Origin of the sequence: Streptococcus oralis, assembly GCF_001578935.1 — a bacterium.
Classification (GTDB): domain Bacteria; phylum Bacillota; class Bacilli; order Lactobacillales; family Streptococcaceae; genus Streptococcus; species Streptococcus oralis_R.
In genome coordinates this window covers 789777-804377 of record NZ_KQ969521.1, presented here as the reverse complement: position 1 = coordinate 804377, position 14601 = coordinate 789777, and the positions used below count along the sequence as shown (strand labels likewise).

Genomic DNA, 14601 nt, shown 5'->3' with positions numbered 1-14601 from the left:
CGAGTTTTCGGAGAGCCTATTTTTTTGTTTTGATACCCATATTTAAAATCCTATATAGCTTGCGAACTTATAAACTATTTTATCTTTTGTTGTAAAATTATAAAATAGTAGCATGTGAAGCTTTTTCAGTAATGAATTTTATAAGGGAATAAGATATTGTAAAAATTGCTAATATTTGATATTATAATTGTATCTAAAAGAAGAAGTAAGAAGAATGAAAGGAAGTGAACCTATATGAAAAAAATTATCACAGTTATAGTCTGTTCAATCTCTTTTCTTGTTCTATCTGCTTGCGTTAGTAACAAAAAACTTATTCTTCCTGAACCAGAAACGATATCAGGAATTTATTTGCAGAAAAGTATCTCTGGAGATGTTAAAATTATGAATAAGAAAGATGATATCTCAAAATTGATTAAGGAGTTGCAGAAACAATCAAAATTTACAACTTTGGAGAGTGTAAATGATCAACCGATAAATGTTAAAGATCACATCATTATCAAATTTTTGCATCAAAATGAAGAAAGTGATAGTGTAGCCTATCTCTATACTATGAAGGAAAAACAGTATATTGAACAACCTTATGCCGGTATTTGGGAAGTAAATCCAGATATAGCTAATAGGATTGAAGAGGCTTTTTCTAGTTGATTTATAGGTCAAAAGAAAATGTTAGAGGCCATATTATAAACGGTAAATCAAAAAGATTTACTGTTTTTATTTGCTTGAAATCAGATAAGGACTGAAAAAAGACATTATTCTAATTCTTGGATTGGGATGTTAGAGTCTTCATTGAGTCTTGAAAATTTCCATACTTTTTCCTTTTTGGAAAACTTCTAAAATATGATATAATGAACAGATAGAGAAGTTGGGGGTAAAAGATGAACATTCAACAATTACGCTATGTTGTGGCCATTGCCAATAGTGGTACTTTCCGTGAAGCTGCTGAAAAGATGTATGTTAGTCAGCCGAGTCTGTCTATTTCTGTACGCGATTTGGAAAAAGAGCTAGGCTTTAAGATTTTCCGTCGGACGAGTTCGGGGACTTTCTTGACCCGTCGTGGGATGGAATTTTATGAGAAAGCGCAGGAGTTGGTCAAAGGCTTTGATGTTTTTCAAAATCAGTATGCCAATCCTGAGGAAGAAAAGGATGAATTTTCCATTGCCAGTCAGCACTATGACTTCTTGCCACCAACCATTACGGCTTTTTCAGAACGTTATCCTGATTATAAGAACTTTCGTATTTTTGAGTCTACTACAGTTCAAATATTAGACGAAGTGGCCCAAGGACATAGTGAGATTGGGATTATTTACCTCAACAATCAAAATAAAAAGGGCATCATGCAACGGGTTGAAAAGCTTGGTTTAGAAGTTATTGAACTAATTCCTTTCCAGACTCACATTTATCTTCGTGAAGGGCATCCTTTAGCACAGAAAGAGGAATTGGTCATGGAGGATCTAGCGGATCTGCCAACGGTTCGTTTCACTCAGGAAAAGGATGAGTATCTTTACTATTCAGAGAACTTTGTCGACACCAGCGCGAGCTCCCAGATGTTCAATGTGACCGACCGTGCTACTTTGAATGGTATTTTGGAGCGGACGGATGCTTATGCGACTGGATCTGGGTTTTTAGATAGTGACAGTGTTAATGGTATCACAGTCATTCGTCTCAAGGACAATCTAGATAACCGCATGGTCTACGTCAAACGTGAGGAAGTGGAGCTTAGCCAAGCTGGGACTCTTTTCGTTGAGGTCATGCAAGAATATTTTGATCAAAAGAGGAAATCATGAAAAAAAGAGGAATAGTAGCAGTCATTATACTGCTTTTGATTGGGTTGGATCAGTGGGTTAAAGCCTATGTTGTCCAGCAGATTCCACTGGGTGAAGTGCGTTCGTGGATTCCCAATCTCGTTAGCTTGACCTACCTGCAAAATCGAGGGGCAGCTTTCTCCATGCTGCAAGATCAGCAGTGGTTATTTGCTGTCATTACACTGGTCGTCATGGTAGGAGCCATTTGGTATTTACATAAACACATGGAGGACTCTCTCTGGATGGTTTTCGGACTGACCCTGATAATCGCGGGAGGTCTGGGCAACTTTATCGACAGAATGAGTCAGGGTTTTGTGGTGGATATGTTTCACCTAGACTTTATCAACTTTGCGATTTTCAATGTTGCTGACAGCTATTTGACAGTTGGTGTGATTATTCTATTGATTGCAATGCTTAAAGAGGAAGTAAATGGAAATAAAAATTGAAACTGGTGGGCAACGTCTAGACAAGGCTTTGTCGGACCTGACAGAATTGTCACGCAGTCTCGCGAATGAACAAATCAAGGCTGGACAAGTTTTGGTGAATGGGCAAGTCAAGAAAGCAAAATACACTGTCCAAGAGGGGGATATCGTCACCTATCATGTGCCAGAACCAGAGGTTTTAGAGTATGTGGCTGAAGATATTCCGCTAGACATCATCTACCAAGATGAGGATGTAGCCGTTGTTAACAAACCTCAGGGGATGGTGGTGCATCCGAGTGCTGGTCATACTAGCGGAACCTTGGTCAATGCCCTCATGTACCATATCAAGGACTTGTCAGGTATCAATGGGGTTCTCCGTCCGGGCATTGTTCACCGCATTGACAAGGACACGTCTGGTCTCCTTATGATTGCTAAGAATGATGAGGCCCACTTAGCACTTGCCCAAGAACTCAAGGCTAAGAAGTCTCTCCGCAAATATTGGGCGATTGTTCATGGCAATCTTCCCAATGATCGTGGTGTCATTGAAGCGCCGATTGGTCGTAGTGAAAAAGACCGTAAGAAACAGGCTGTGACTGCTAAAGGAAAGCCTGCCGTAACACGCTTTCACGTCTTGGAACGCTTTGGAGATTATAGTTTGCTAGAGTTGCAACTGGAAACAGGACGTACCCACCAAATCCGTGTTCATATGGCTTATATTGGCCATCCAGTCGCTGGTGATGAAGTCTATGGTCCTCGTAAGACACTTAAGGGACGTGGGCAATTCCTCCATGCTAAGACTCTAGGTTTTACTCATCCGAGAACAGGTGAAACCTTGGAATTCACAGCAGATATTCCAGAGATTTTTAAAGAAACGCTGGAAAGATTGCGTAAAACTGAGAATAGATAAAAGAGTTGAGATGCCTAGTCTCAACCTTTTTCATTTCAAGTCTTTTCTATTTTAAAGCATTCATGTTATAATGGATAAATATGAAGAATCGGAGTGAGAATATGAAGTACAAACGAATCGTCTTTAAGGTAGGGACCTCCTCCTTAACAAATGAAGACGGGAGTTTATCAAGAAGCAAAGTAAAGGCAATTACCCAGCAATTGGCTATGCTGCATGAAGCAGGACATGAGTTGATTTTAGTGTCATCTGGGGCAGTAGCCGCTGGATTTGGAGCTTTGGGTTTTAAAAAACGTCCGACCAAGATTGCAGATAAACAAGCTTCGGCTGCAGTTGGTCAGGGACTTTTGTTGGAGGAATACACAACCAACCTCCTCATGCGCCAGATCGTCTCTGCACAAATCTTGCTGACCCAGGATGACTTTGTAGATAAGCGCCGTTATAAAAATGCCCATCAGGCCTTGTCTGTATTGCTTCATCGTGGTGCAATTCCTATCATCAATGAAAATGATAGTGTCGTCATTGACGAACTCAAGGTGGGTGATAATGACACCCTGAGTGCCCAGGTAGCGGCGATGGTTCAGGCGGATCTTTTGGTTCTCTTGACGGATGTGGACGGTCTCTATACTGGCAATCCTAATTCGGATCCAACAGCCAAACGTCTTGAGAAAATCGAGACTATCAATCGTGAGATTATTGATATGGCTGGTGGAGCAGGTTCGTCAAACGGTACTGGGGGTATGCTGACAAAAATCAAAGCTGCAACTATTGCGACGGAGTCGGGTGTACCAGTCTATATCTGCTCTTCCTTGAAATCTGATGCCTTGATTGAGGCAGCGGAGGAGACCAAGGATGGTTCCTTCTTTGTTGCGCAAGAGAAGGGACTTCGTACCCAGAAACAATGGCTGGCCTTCTATGCTCAAAGTCAGGGAACGATTTGGGTAGATGGTGGAGCTGCAGAGGCACTTTCAAAAAACGGGAAAAGTCTCCTTTTATCAGGCGTGGTAGAAGTGGAAGGAAACTTCTCCTACCACGATATTGTCACAGTAGCAGATAAAGAAACAGGTCAATCTCTTGGAAAGGGACGTGTCCAATTTGGTGTCTCAGCCCTAGAAGATATGCTCCGTTCTCAAAAAGCTAAGGGAGTCTTGATTCACCGTGATGACTGGATTTCAATCACTCCTGAAATCCAGCTGCTCTTTACAGAATTTTAGAGGTGAACGATGGTAAGTACACAAGAACAATTTGAACAGGTACAAACTGTTAAAAAATCAATCAATACTGCTAGTGAAGCAGTGAAAAACCAAGCATTGCTAGCCATGGCTGATCATTTATTGGCAGCTACTGAGGAGATTTTAGCAGCCAATGCCCTCGATATGGCAGCGGCTAAGGGGAAAATCTCAGATGTTATGCTAGACCGTCTTTATTTGGATGCAGGGCGTATAGAAGCGATGGCAAGAGGGATTCGTGAAGTGGTTGCTTTACCAGATCCCATTGGCGAAGTCCTAGAGACAAGTCAGCTTGAAAATGGCTTGGTTATTACTAAGAAGCGTGTGGCCATGGGGGTTATTGGGATTATCTATGAAAGCCGTCCAAATGTGACGTCTGACGCAGCTGCTTTGGCTCTCAAGAGTGGGAATGCGGTCGTTCTTCGTAGTGGGAAGGATGCCTATCAAACAGCTCATGCTATTGTCACAGCCTTGAAGAAGGGCTTGGAGACAACTGCCATTCATCCAGAGGTGATTCAACTAGTGGAAGATACCAGTCGTGAAAGTAGCTATGCTATGATGAAGGCCAAGGGCTATCTAGACCTTCTCATACCTCGTGGAGGCGCTGGTTTGATCAATGCTGTGGTTGAAAATGCTATCGTGCCTGTTATTGAGACAGGAACTGGGATTGTCCATGTCTATGTCGATAAGGATGCAGATGAAGACAAGGCTCTATCGATCATCAACAATGCTAAAACCAGCCGTCCTTCTGTCTGCAATGCTATGGAGGTCTTGCTGGTTCATGAAGACAAGGCAGCAAGCTTCCTTCCTCGCTTGGAGCAAATGCTGGTTGCAGATCGAAAAGAAGCTGGACTGGAACCAATTCAATTTCGTTTGGATAGCACAGCAAGTCAGTTTGTTTCAGGTCGAGCAGCCGAGGCACAAGACTTTGACACCGAGTTTTTAGATTATATCCTAGCGGTTAAGGTTGTGAGCAGTTTAGAAGAAGCGGTTGTGCATATTGAAACTCACAGTACCCATCATTCGGATGCGATTGTGACGGAAAATGCTGAAGCTGCAGCTTACTTTACAGATCAAGTGGACTCTGCAGCAGTCTATGTCAATGCTTCAACTCGTTTCACCGATGGTGGGCAATTTGGTCTTGGATGTGAAATGGGAATTTCTACCCAGAAATTGCACGCGCGTGGACCTATGGGCTTGAAAGAGTTGACCAGCTACAAGTATGTGGTTACTGGTGACGGACAGATAAGGGGGTAAGAGATGAAGATTGGATTTATCGGTTTGGGGAATATGGGTGCTAGCTTGGCCAAGGCTGTCTTGCAGGGCAAGACGGGTGTTCAGATTCTTCTTGCCAATCGTAGTCAAGTGAAAGTAGATGCTTTCACCACTAATTTCGGCGGTCAGGCTTCCAGCAATGAAGAAATTTTTGCAGAAGCAGATGTGATTTTTCTAGGAGTTAAGCCTGCTCAGTTTTCTGAACTGCTTTCTCAATATCAGACCATTCTTGAAAAACGAGAGAGCCTTCTTTTGATTTCCATGGCGGCTGGATTGACCTTGGAAAAACTAGCTAGTCTTATCCCAAGTCAACACCGGATTATTCGCATCATGCCCAATACACCAGTGGCTATCGGTCAAGGAGTGATTAGTTATGCCATGTCAGCAAATTGTCGTGCTGAGGACAGGGAACTCTTTTGTCAACTTTTAGCCAAGGCTGGTCTCTTGGTTGAACTTGGGGATGGCTTAATTGACGCAGCGACAGGTCTTGCAGGATGTGGACCAGCTTTTGTCTACCTCTTTATAGAGGCTTTGGCAGATGCAGGTGTTCAGACTGGATTGCCACGAGAAAGGGCCTTGAAAATGGCAGCCCAAACAGTAGTCGGCGCTGGGCAAATGGTTCTCGAAAGCCAGCAACATCCTGGAGTTTTGAAAGACCAAGTTTGTAGCCCAGGCGGTTCGACTATCGCTGGTGTGGCGAGCTTAGAAGAGCATGCTTTTCGAGGAACGGTCATGGAGGCAGTTCATCAAGCCTATAAACGAACACAAGAATTAGGTAAATAAGAGGTGGCTTTGACTGCCTCTTTTATGGTGCATGGAATAAGAAGACAAAAAGATTGTCACAAACCCCTATTTTTTTGATAGAATAGAAGTAGTAAAAAAGAAATGAGTTAGACATGTCAAAAGGATTTTTAGTCTCTCTTGAGGGACCGGAGGGAGCAGGCAAGACCAGTGTTTTAGAGGCTCTGCTCCCAATTTTAGAGGAAAAAGGAGTAGAGGTGCTGACGACCCGTGAACCTGGCGGAGTCTTGATTGGGGAGAAAATTCGTCAAGTGATTTTGGATCCAAGTCATACTCAAATGGATCCTAAAACGGAACTCCTTCTCTATATCGCCAGTCGCAGACAGCACCTGGTGGAAAAAGTTCTTCCAGCACTTGAAGCTGGCAAATTGGTCATTATGGATCGTTTCATCGATAGTTCCCTTGCTTATCAGGGATTTGGTCGTGGCTTGGACATCGATGCCATTGATTGGCTCAATCAATTTGCGACAGATGGCCTCAAACCTGATTTGACACTTTATTTTGACATTGAGGTGGAAGAGGGGCTGGCTCGCATTGCTGCTAATAGTGATCGCGAGGTCAATCGTTTGGATTTAGAAGGCTTGGACTTGCACAAGAAAGTTCGCCAAGGTTACCTTTCTCTTCTGGACAAAGAAGGAAATCGCATGGTCAAGATTGATGCGAGTCTTCCTTTGGAGCAAGTTGTGGAAACGACCAAGGCTGTCTTGTTTGACAGAATGGGCTTGGATAAATGAAACAAGAACAACTAAAAGCTTGGCAACCAGACCAGTTTGATCGCTTTGTCCGTATCCTAGAACAAGACCAGCTCAATCATGCCTATCTCTTTTCGGGTTTCTTTGGAAGCTTGGAAATGGCGCAGTTTTTGGCTAAGAGCCTCTTTTGTACGGATAAAGTAGGCGTTTTGCCGTGTGAGAAATGCCGAAACTGCAAGCTGATTGAGCAGGAAGAATTTCCTGATGTTACTTTAATCAAGCCAGTCAATCAGGTCATCAAGACAGAACGCATTCGGGAATTGGTGGGTCAGTTTTCCCAAGCAGGGATTGAAGGTCAGCAGCAGGTTTTTATTATCGAGCAGGCGGAGAAAATGCATCCCAATGCAGCCAATTCTCTGCTCAAGGTCATCGAAGAACCCCAGAGTGAAGTTTACATTTTCTTCTTGACCAGCGATGAGGAAAAGATATTACCGACCATCCGAAGTCGGACGCAGATTTTCCACTTTAAAAAGCAAGAAGAAAAGCTCATCTTGCTCTTAGAACAAATGGGACTGGTTAAGAAAAAGGCGACTCTTTTAGCCCAGTTTTGTCAGTCACGAGCTGAAGCTGAAAAATTGGCAAATCAGGCAAGTTTTTGGACCTTGGTGGATGAAAGTGAGCGCCTGCTGACCTGGTTATTAGCTAAGAAAAAAGAAAGTTATCTCCAAGTTGCTAAATTAGCCAGCTTGGCAGACGATAAGGAAAAACAAGATCAGGTTTTACGGATTCTCGAAGTGCTCTGTGGGCAGGATCTCTTGCAAGCAAGGATTCGACAGATTCTACAAGATTTGCTAGAAGCTAGAAAAATGTGGCAAGCTAATGTCAGCTTTCAAAACGCCATGGAATACCTGGTCTTGAAAGAAATGTAAACTCAAAGAAGGATTAAGAAAGGAAAGGGCTGGTTTATGGACAAAAAAGAATTATTTGATGCACTAGACGATTTTTCCCAACAGCTACTAGTGACCTTGGCCGATGTAGAAGCTATCAAGAAAAATCTCAAGAGCCTGGTAGAGGAAAATACAGCTCTTCGCTTGGAAAATAGTAAGTTGCGCGAACGCTTAGGTGAGGTGGAAGCAGATACTCCCGTCAAGGCCAAGCATGTTCGTGAAAGCGTCCGTCGAATCTATAAAGACGGATTTCACGTATGTAATGATTTTTATGGACAACGCCGAGAGCAGGACGAGGAATGTATGTTCTGTGATGAGTTGTTATACAGGGAGTAAGCATGCAGATTCAAAAAAGTTTTAAGGGACAATCTCCCTATGGCAAGCTTTACCTAGTAGCAACACCGATTGGCAATCTAGACGATATGACTTTTCGTGCCATCCAGACCTTGAAAGAGGTGGATTGGATTGCAGCTGAGGACACCCGTAACACAGGGCTTTTACTCAAGCATTTTGATATTTCAACCAAACAGATCAGTTTTCACGAGCATAATGCCAAGGAAAAAATTCCTGATTTGATTGATTTTTTGAAATCAGGACAAAGTATTGCTCAGGTATCCGATGCGGGTCTGCCTAGTATCTCGGACCCTGGTCATGATTTGGTTAAGGCAGCTATTGAGGAAGAAATTGCAGTAGTGACAGTTCCGGGTGCCTCTGCAGGGATTTCTGCTTTGATTGCCAGTGGTTTAGCTCCACAACCACATATCTTTTACGGTTTCTTACCAAGAAAATCAGGCCAGCAAAAGCAATTCTTCGACTCAAAAAAAGACTATCCAGAAACTCAGATTTTCTACGAATCACCTCATCGTGTGGCAGATACATTGGAAAATATGCTAGAAGTCTACGGTGACCGCTCGGTAGTCTTGGTTAGAGAATTAACCAAAATCTATGAAGAATACCAACGAGGAAAAATCTCAGAGCTACTAGAAAGCATCGCTGAAACGCCACTCAAGGGTGAATGCCTTCTCATCGTTGAAGGTGCCAGTCAGGATGTGGAGGAAAAGGACGAGGAGGACTTGTTTTCAGAAATCCAATCTCGTATCCAGCAAGGTGTGAAGAAAAATCAAGCTATCAAGGAAGTTGCGAAACTCTACCAGTGGAATAAAAGCAAGCTCTACGCTGCCTACCACGATTGGGAAGAAAATGACTAAACAGGGAAGTTTGCCTTCTTCCCTTTTTTTGTTATACTAGTAGAAGAAAAAATAGAAAGATTTGTGGGTGTCAAATAGTCTAGTAGCTTGTTTTTATTTGGACTTAGTTTCCACCCAAAGAGGTATTAGTGTCGTGTCTCAATCTTATATCAATGTTATAGGTGCTGGTTTGGCAGGTTCTGAAGCAGCCTACCAAATCGCAGAACGTGGTATTCCAGTTAAACTTTATGAAATGCGTGGTGTAAAGCCTACACCCCAGCACAAAACAGACAATTTTGCTGAGTTAGTTTGTTCTAACTCCTTACGTGGAGATGCTTTGACCAATGCTGTCGGGCTTCTTAAGGAAGAAATGCGTCGCTTGGGTTCTGTTATCTTAGAATCTGCTGAAGCTACACGTGTTCCTGCTGGTGGAGCTCTTGCGGTGGACCGCGATGGTTTCTCTCAAATGGTGACCGAAAAAGTAGCCAATCACCCCTTGATTGAAGTGGTTCGTGATGAAATTACAGAATTGCCGATAGATGTTATTACAGTTGTCGCTACTGGTCCTTTGACCAGTGATGCCCTAGCTGAGAAGATTCATGCCCTTAATGACGGTGATGGCTTCTATTTCTACGACGCGGCAGCGCCGATTATCGATGTCAACACCATCGATATGAGCAAAGTTTATCTCAAATCTCGTTATGACAAGGGAGAGGCGGCCTACCTCAACGCTCCAATGACCAAGCAAGAATTTATGGATTTCCATGAAGCCTTGGTCAATGCGGAAGAAGCACCGCTCAATTCGTTTGAAAAAGAAAAGTACTTTGAAGGATGTATGCCTATCGAAGTCATGGCCAAACGTGGCATTAAAACCATGCTTTATGGTCCTATGAAACCAGTGGGACTTGAGTATCCAGATGACTATACAGGGCCTCGTGATGGAGAGTTCAAAACCCCTTATGCGGTTGTTCAACTTCGTCAGGACAATGCGGCTGGTAGCCTCTACAATATCGTCGGTTTCCAGACCCACCTCAAATGGGGAGAACAAAAGCGTGTCTTCCAAATGATTCCAGGTCTTGAAAATGCGGAGTTTGTTCGTTATGGGGTCATGCACCGCAATTCTTACATGGATTCACCAAATCTTCTTGAACAGACCTATCGTTCTAAGAAACAGCCAAATCTCTTCTTTGCTGGTCAGATGACGGGTGTAGAAGGCTATGTTGAGTCAGCAGCATCAGGCTTAGTTGCAGGTATTAATGCCGCTCGACTCTTCAAGGGTGAAAGTGAAGCTATCTTCCCAGAGACCACAGCGATTGGAAGTCTGGCTCATTACATCACTCACGCTGATAGCAAACATTTCCAACCAATGAACGTCAATTTCGGGATTATCAAGGAGTTGGAAGGCGAGCGTATCCGTGATAAAAAAGCTCGTTATGAAAAAATTGCAGAGCGTGCCCTTAACGATTTAGAGGAATTTTTAACGGTCTAATTTTTTTGAAAGAATTGCTCATGGCACTATAAAAATCTTAGAAATTGTGATAAAATAGGTAGGATAAAAAAAGGAGAGTAAAAATGGCGAACCCCAAGTATAAACGTATTTTAATCAAGTTATCAGGTGAAGCCCTTGCCGGTGAACGTGGCGTAGGGATTGATATCCAGACAGTTCAAACAATCGCAAAAGAGATTCAAGAAGTTCATAGCTTAGGTATCGAAATTGCCCTTGTTATTGGTGGAGGAAATCTCTGGCGTGGAGAACCTGCTGCAGAAGCAGGAATGGACCGTGTTCAGGCAGATTATACTGGAATGCTTGGGACCGTGATGAATGCTCTTGTGATGGCAGATTCATTGCAACAAGTTGGTGTCGATACGCGTGTACAAACAGCTATTGCTATGCAACAAGTGGCAGAACCTTACGTACGTGGACGTGCTCTTCGCCACCTTGAAAAGGGTCGTATCGTTATCTTTGGTGCCGGAATTGGTTCACCATACTTCTCAACAGATACAACAGCAGCCCTTCGTGCAGCTGAAATCGAAGCGGATGCCATCCTTATGGCTAAAAATGGCGTAGACGGTGTTTACAATGCCGATCCTAAGAAAGACAAGACTGCCGTTAAGTTTGAAGAATTGACCCACCGTGACGTTATCAACAAAGGTCTTCGTATCATGGACTCAACGGCCTCAACCCTCTCTATGGATAACGACATTGACTTAGTTGTCTTTAACATGAACCAACCAGGCAACATCAAACGTGTCGTATTTGGTGAAAATATCGGAACAACAGTTTCAAATAATATCGAAGAAAAGGAATAAGAAAATTATGGCTAACGCAATTGTAGAAAAAGCTAAAGAGAGAATGACCCAGTCTCACCAATCACTTGCTCGTGAATTTGGTGGTATCCGTGCTGGTCGTGCCAACGCAAGCTTGCTAGACCGTATCCACGTAGAATACTATGGAGTTGAAACTCCCCTTAACCAAATCGCTTCTATTACCATTCCAGAAGCGCGTGTCTTGTTGGTAACACCATTTGACAAGTCTTCGTTGAAAGACATCGAACGTGCCTTGAACGCTTCTGACCTAGGTATCACACCAGCTAATGACGGTTCTGTAATCCGCTTGGTTATCCCTGCTCTTACAGAAGAAACTCGTCGTGACCTTGCTAAAGAAGTGAAGAAGGTCGGTGAAAATGCTAAAGTGGCTGTCCGCAATATCCGTCGCGATGCTATGGACGAAGCTAAGAAACAAGAAAAAGCCAAAGAAATCACTGAAGACGAATTGAAGACTCTTGAAAAAGATATTCAAAAAGTAACAGATGATGCTGTCAAACACATCGACGACATGACTGCCAATAAAGAAAAAGAACTTTTGGAAGTCTAAAAATAAACAGAAAAACTCAGTTGGCATTGCTGGCTGAGTTTTATTCGAAAGAAGGAAATATGAATACAAATCTTGCAAGTTTTATCGTTGGACTCATCATCGATGAAAATGACCGTTTTTACTTTGTGCAAAAGGATGGTCAGACCTATGCTCTTGCCAAGGAAGAAGGTCAGCATACAGTAGGTGACACGGTCAAAGGTTTTGCCTATACCGATATGAAGCAGAAACTCCGCTTGACCACTATAGAAGTGACTGCTACTCAGGAACAATTTGGTTGGGGAACCGTAACAGAAGTTCGTAAGGACTTGGGTGTCTTTGTGGATACAGGTCTACCTGATAAGGAAATCGTTGTGTCACTCGATATCCTCCCTGAGCTCAAGGAACTCTGGCCTAAGAAAGGTGATAAACTTTACATCCGCCTTGAAGTGGGCAAGAAAGACCGAATCTGGGGACTTTTGGCCTATCAGGAAGACTTCCAACGTCTGGCTCGTCCTGCTTACAACAACATGCAGAACCAAAACTGGCCAGCCATTGTTTACCGTCTCAAGCTGTCAGGAACCTTTGTTTACCTACCAGAAAATAACATGCTTGGTTTTATCCACCCAAGTGAGCGCTACGCAGAGCCACGTTTGGGGCAAGTGTTAGATGCGCGTGTCATTGGTTTCCGTGAAGTGGACCGTACCTTGAATCTATCCCTCAAACCACGTTCTTTTGAGATGTTGGAAAATGATGCCCAGATGATTTTGACCTACTTGGAAAGCAATGGCGGTTTCATGACCTTGAATGATAAGTCGTCTCCTGAGGACATCAAGGCAACCTTTGGTATCTCTAAAGGTCAGTTCAAGAAAGCACTCGGTGGCTTGATGAAGGCTGGCAAAATCAAGCAAGACCAGTTTGGGACAGAGTTGATTTAGGGAGGCTTATGAGAAAATCATTTTACACTTGGCTCATGACTGAGCGCAATCCGAAAAGTAATAGCCCTAAAGCCATTTTGGCAGACCTCGCTTTTGAAGAGTCAGCCTTCCCAAAACACACGGATGATTTTGATGAGGTGAGTCGCTTTTTGGAGGAGCATGCCAGCTTCTCTTTTAACCTAGGAGACTTTGACGCCATCTGGCAAGAATACTTAGAACACTAGAGACAATGAGATGAGGCTAGTATTTTATTGTTCTCTTTGCTATAATAAAAAGAAATAAACGGATTAGAGAGGTTCTTTATTTGAAGGAACATTCAATAGACATTCAACTAAGTCACCCAGATGACTTGTTCCATCTTTTTGGTTCCAATGAGCGCCATCTTCGTTTGATGGAAGAAGAGCTCGATGTGGTGATTCATGCCCGTACGGAGATTGTCCAGGTTTTGGGCGAAGAGACTGCCTGTGAGGAAGCACGTCAGATTATTCAGGCTTTGATGGTCTTGGTGAATCGAGGAATGACGGTTGGCACGCCAGATGTGGTGACTGCGATTAGCATGGTCAAAAACGATGAAATCGACAAGTTTGTCGCCCTTTACGAAGAAGAAATTATCAAAGACAATACTGGGAAACCGATCCGTGTCAAAACCTTGGGTCAAAAGCTTTATGTGGACAGTGTCAAACAGCATGATGTGACCTTTGGAATCGGACCTGCAGGTACGGGGAAGACCTTTCTTGCAGTGACCTTGGCAGTGACAGCCCTTAAACGTGGGCAAGTCAAGCGGATTATCCTCACTCGACCAGCAGTCGAAGCAGGTGAGAGTCTAGGATTTCTTCCGGGTGATCTTAAAGAGAAGGTGGATCCTTACCTTCGACCAGTTTACGATGCCCTGTATCAGATTCTGGGAAAAGATCAAACGACCCGTCTCATGGAGCGTGAAATTATTGAAATCGCGCCCCTTGCTTACATGCGTGGACGGACCTTGGATGATGCCTTTGTCATTCTCGATGAGGCACAAAATACGACCATCATGCAGATGAAGATGTTCTTGACTCGTTTAGGCTTTAATTCTAAGATGATTGTCAATGGGGATATCAGTCAGATTGACCTTCCGCGTAACATCAAGTCCGGTTTGATTGATGCCCAAGAAAAACTCAAGAACATTCACCAAATCGACTTTGTTCACTTTTCAGCCAAGGATGTGGTTCGTCATCCAGTTGTCGCTCAAATCATCCGAGCTTATGAACTAGCTCCAGTTAAGGTTGAAGAAAAGAACCAAGAAAAAGAATAGCAAAAAAGCAGTTCAGATGTGAACTGCTTTTTTTTAATGAGTGTCTAGCTTTAAACAAGTTCGTCGATAGAAGTGTGCTCTTTATCGAGTCCTTGAGCAACTGGGAGGCTGGTCAAGTAACCTTGATAAGTGGTCACACCTTGACGTAAGCCCTCATCTTCAGCAATTGCTTGTGTGAATCCTTTGCCAGCCAATGCCTCGATATAAGGAAGAGTGACATTAGTTAGGGCGGTAGTAGAAGTACGGGCGACAGCACCAGGAA

General features: G+C 43.3%; 17 protein-coding genes and 2 pseudogenes. 17 read left to right on the top strand and 2 right to left on the bottom strand.

The genetic code is table 11. The features are described 5' to 3' along the window. The first annotated feature begins 234 nt into the window (after positions 1-234). A complete protein-coding gene (locus tag SORDD15_RS04015; RefSeq protein ID WP_061414605.1) occupies positions 235-645 on the top strand; it encodes a DUF5301 domain-containing protein in 411 nt (136 codons plus the stop codon). A gap of 163 nt (positions 646-808) precedes the next feature. On the opposite strand, the pseudogene SORDD15_RS10515 reads toward SORDD15_RS04015, so the two are convergent. Next, positions 809-883, bottom strand: a pseudogene (locus SORDD15_RS10515) (AraC family transcriptional regulator); the annotation flags it as partial. Here SORDD15_RS10515 and SORDD15_RS04010 point away from each other — a divergent pair. The 16 genes from SORDD15_RS04010 to SORDD15_RS03935 all read left to right on the top strand — a co-directional run bounded on the left by SORDD15_RS04010 (position 876) and on the right by SORDD15_RS03935 (position 14339). Continuing rightward, positions 876-1784 (top strand): LysR family transcriptional regulator, encoded by a 909-nt coding sequence (locus SORDD15_RS04010; protein ID WP_001025717.1) that lies wholly within the window; start codon positions 876-878, stop codon positions 1782-1784. The pseudogene SORDD15_RS10515 and the gene SORDD15_RS04010 sit on opposite strands and share 8 nt — an antisense overlap. Then, positions 1781-2248: a signal peptidase II gene (gene lspA / locus SORDD15_RS04005; RefSeq protein WP_061414602.1), complete on the top strand. Its 468-nt coding sequence runs from the start codon at positions 1781-1783 to the stop codon at positions 2246-2248. Before SORDD15_RS04010 ends, lspA begins: the two co-directional genes overlap by 4 nt. Then, entirely contained in the window at positions 2232-3131 is a 900-nt protein-coding gene (locus SORDD15_RS04000; RefSeq protein ID WP_061414599.1) for an RluA family pseudouridine synthase, read from the top strand. Before lspA ends, SORDD15_RS04000 begins: the two co-directional genes overlap by 17 nt. A 101-nt stretch (positions 3132-3232) precedes the next feature. Continuing rightward, entirely contained in the window at positions 3233-4342 is a 1110-nt protein-coding gene (proB, locus tag SORDD15_RS03995) for a glutamate 5-kinase (RefSeq protein WP_061414596.1), read from the top strand. A 9-nt stretch (positions 4343-4351) separates the two neighbouring features. Next, complete coding sequence (locus SORDD15_RS03990; RefSeq protein ID WP_061414593.1) at positions 4352-5614, top strand: glutamate-5-semialdehyde dehydrogenase; 1263 nt, start codon at positions 4352-4354, stop codon at positions 5612-5614. Positions 5615-5617: 3 nt separating this feature from the next. Continuing rightward, complete coding sequence (gene proC, locus SORDD15_RS03985; RefSeq protein WP_061414590.1) at positions 5618-6415, top strand: pyrroline-5-carboxylate reductase; 798 nt, start codon at positions 5618-5620, stop codon at positions 6413-6415. Between the two features lie 113 nt (positions 6416-6528). Further along, entirely contained in the window at positions 6529-7167 is a 639-nt protein-coding gene (gene tmk / locus SORDD15_RS03980) for a dTMP kinase (RefSeq protein ID WP_061414585.1), read from the top strand. After that, the gene (locus SORDD15_RS03975; RefSeq protein ID WP_061414582.1) at positions 7164-8054 is read left to right on the top strand and encodes a DNA polymerase III subunit delta'; all 891 of its coding nucleotides are present in this window, start codon (positions 7164-7166) and stop codon (positions 8052-8054) included. Before tmk ends, SORDD15_RS03975 begins: the two co-directional genes overlap by 4 nt. Before the next feature lie 36 nt (positions 8055-8090). Continuing rightward, complete coding sequence (yabA, locus tag SORDD15_RS03970; RefSeq protein WP_000358229.1) at positions 8091-8408, top strand: DNA replication initiation control protein YabA; 318 nt, start codon at positions 8091-8093, stop codon at positions 8406-8408. Between the two features lie 2 nt (positions 8409-8410). Then, positions 8411-9280, top strand: coding sequence for a 16S rRNA (cytidine(1402)-2'-O)-methyltransferase (rsmI, locus tag SORDD15_RS03965; protein ID WP_061414579.1), 870 nt, complete (start codon positions 8411-8413; stop codon positions 9278-9280). A 133-nt stretch (positions 9281-9413) separates the two neighbouring features. Further along, on the top strand, positions 9414-10748 hold the full coding sequence (gene trmFO, locus SORDD15_RS03960; protein WP_061414576.1) for a methylenetetrahydrofolate--tRNA-(uracil(54)-C(5))-methyltransferase (FADH(2)-oxidizing) TrmFO: 1335 nt from the start codon (positions 9414-9416) through the stop codon (positions 10746-10748). Between the two features lie 83 nt (positions 10749-10831). Then, positions 10832-11569 (top strand): UMP kinase, encoded by a 738-nt coding sequence (gene pyrH / locus SORDD15_RS03955; protein ID WP_000002996.1) that lies wholly within the window; start codon positions 10832-10834, stop codon positions 11567-11569. A 7-nt stretch (positions 11570-11576) separates the two neighbouring features. Then, complete coding sequence (gene frr / locus SORDD15_RS03950) at positions 11577-12134, top strand: ribosome recycling factor (RefSeq protein ID WP_001262236.1); 558 nt, start codon at positions 11577-11579, stop codon at positions 12132-12134. Between the two features lie 59 nt (positions 12135-12193). After that, the gene (gene cvfB / locus SORDD15_RS03945; RefSeq protein WP_061414573.1) at positions 12194-13048 is read left to right on the top strand and encodes an RNA-binding virulence regulatory protein CvfB; all 855 of its coding nucleotides are present in this window, start codon (positions 12194-12196) and stop codon (positions 13046-13048) included. An 8-nt stretch (positions 13049-13056) separates the two neighbouring features. Further along, positions 13057-13272: a YozE family protein gene (locus SORDD15_RS03940; protein WP_001232084.1), complete on the top strand. Its 216-nt coding sequence runs from the start codon at positions 13057-13059 to the stop codon at positions 13270-13272. Positions 13273-13352: 80 nt separating this feature from the next. Continuing rightward, entirely contained in the window at positions 13353-14339 is a 987-nt protein-coding gene (locus SORDD15_RS03935) for a PhoH family protein (protein WP_061414568.1), read from the top strand. A 50-nt stretch (positions 14340-14389) separates the two neighbouring features. On the opposite strand, the pseudogene SORDD15_RS03930 reads toward SORDD15_RS03935, so the two are convergent. Continuing rightward, positions 14390-14601 (bottom strand): annotated as a pseudogene (locus SORDD15_RS03930) (alanine dehydrogenase); the annotation flags it as partial.

Bases quoted from the DNA above. Each gene is read 5' to 3' on its own strand.
- SORDD15_RS04000 (WP_061414599.1), top strand. From the start codon at position 2,232: ATGGAAATAAAAATTGAAACTGGTGGGCAACGTCTAGACAAGGCTTTG.
- lspA (WP_061414602.1), top strand. From the start codon at position 1,781: ATGAAAAAAAGAGGAATAGTAGCAGTCATTATACTGCTTTTGATTGGG.
- SORDD15_RS04015 (WP_061414605.1), top strand. From the start codon at position 235: ATGAAAAAAATTATCACAGTTATAGTCTGTTCAATCTCTTTTCTTGTT.
- SORDD15_RS03940 (WP_001232084.1), top strand. From the start codon at position 13,057: ATGAGAAAATCATTTTACACTTGGCTCATGACTGAGCGCAATCCGAAA.
- proC (WP_061414590.1), top strand. From the start codon at position 5,618: ATGAAGATTGGATTTATCGGTTTGGGGAATATGGGTGCTAGCTTGGCC.
- SORDD15_RS04010 (WP_001025717.1), top strand. From the start codon at position 876: ATGAACATTCAACAATTACGCTATGTTGTGGCCATTGCCAATAGTGGT.
- rsmI (WP_061414579.1), top strand. From the start codon at position 8,411: ATGCAGATTCAAAAAAGTTTTAAGGGACAATCTCCCTATGGCAAGCTT.
- SORDD15_RS03990 (WP_061414593.1), top strand. From the start codon at position 4,352: ATGGTAAGTACACAAGAACAATTTGAACAGGTACAAACTGTTAAAAAA.
- proB (WP_061414596.1), top strand. From the start codon at position 3,233: ATGAAGTACAAACGAATCGTCTTTAAGGTAGGGACCTCCTCCTTAACA.
- cvfB (WP_061414573.1), top strand. From the start codon at position 12,194: ATGAATACAAATCTTGCAAGTTTTATCGTTGGACTCATCATCGATGAA.
- frr (WP_001262236.1), top strand. From the start codon at position 11,577: ATGGCTAACGCAATTGTAGAAAAAGCTAAAGAGAGAATGACCCAGTCT.
- yabA (WP_000358229.1), top strand. From the start codon at position 8,091: ATGGACAAAAAAGAATTATTTGATGCACTAGACGATTTTTCCCAACAG.
- SORDD15_RS03975 (WP_061414582.1), top strand. From the start codon at position 7,164: ATGAAACAAGAACAACTAAAAGCTTGGCAACCAGACCAGTTTGATCGC.
- pyrH (WP_000002996.1), top strand. From the start codon at position 10,832: ATGGCGAACCCCAAGTATAAACGTATTTTAATCAAGTTATCAGGTGAA.
- tmk (WP_061414585.1), top strand. From the start codon at position 6,529: ATGTCAAAAGGATTTTTAGTCTCTCTTGAGGGACCGGAGGGAGCAGGC.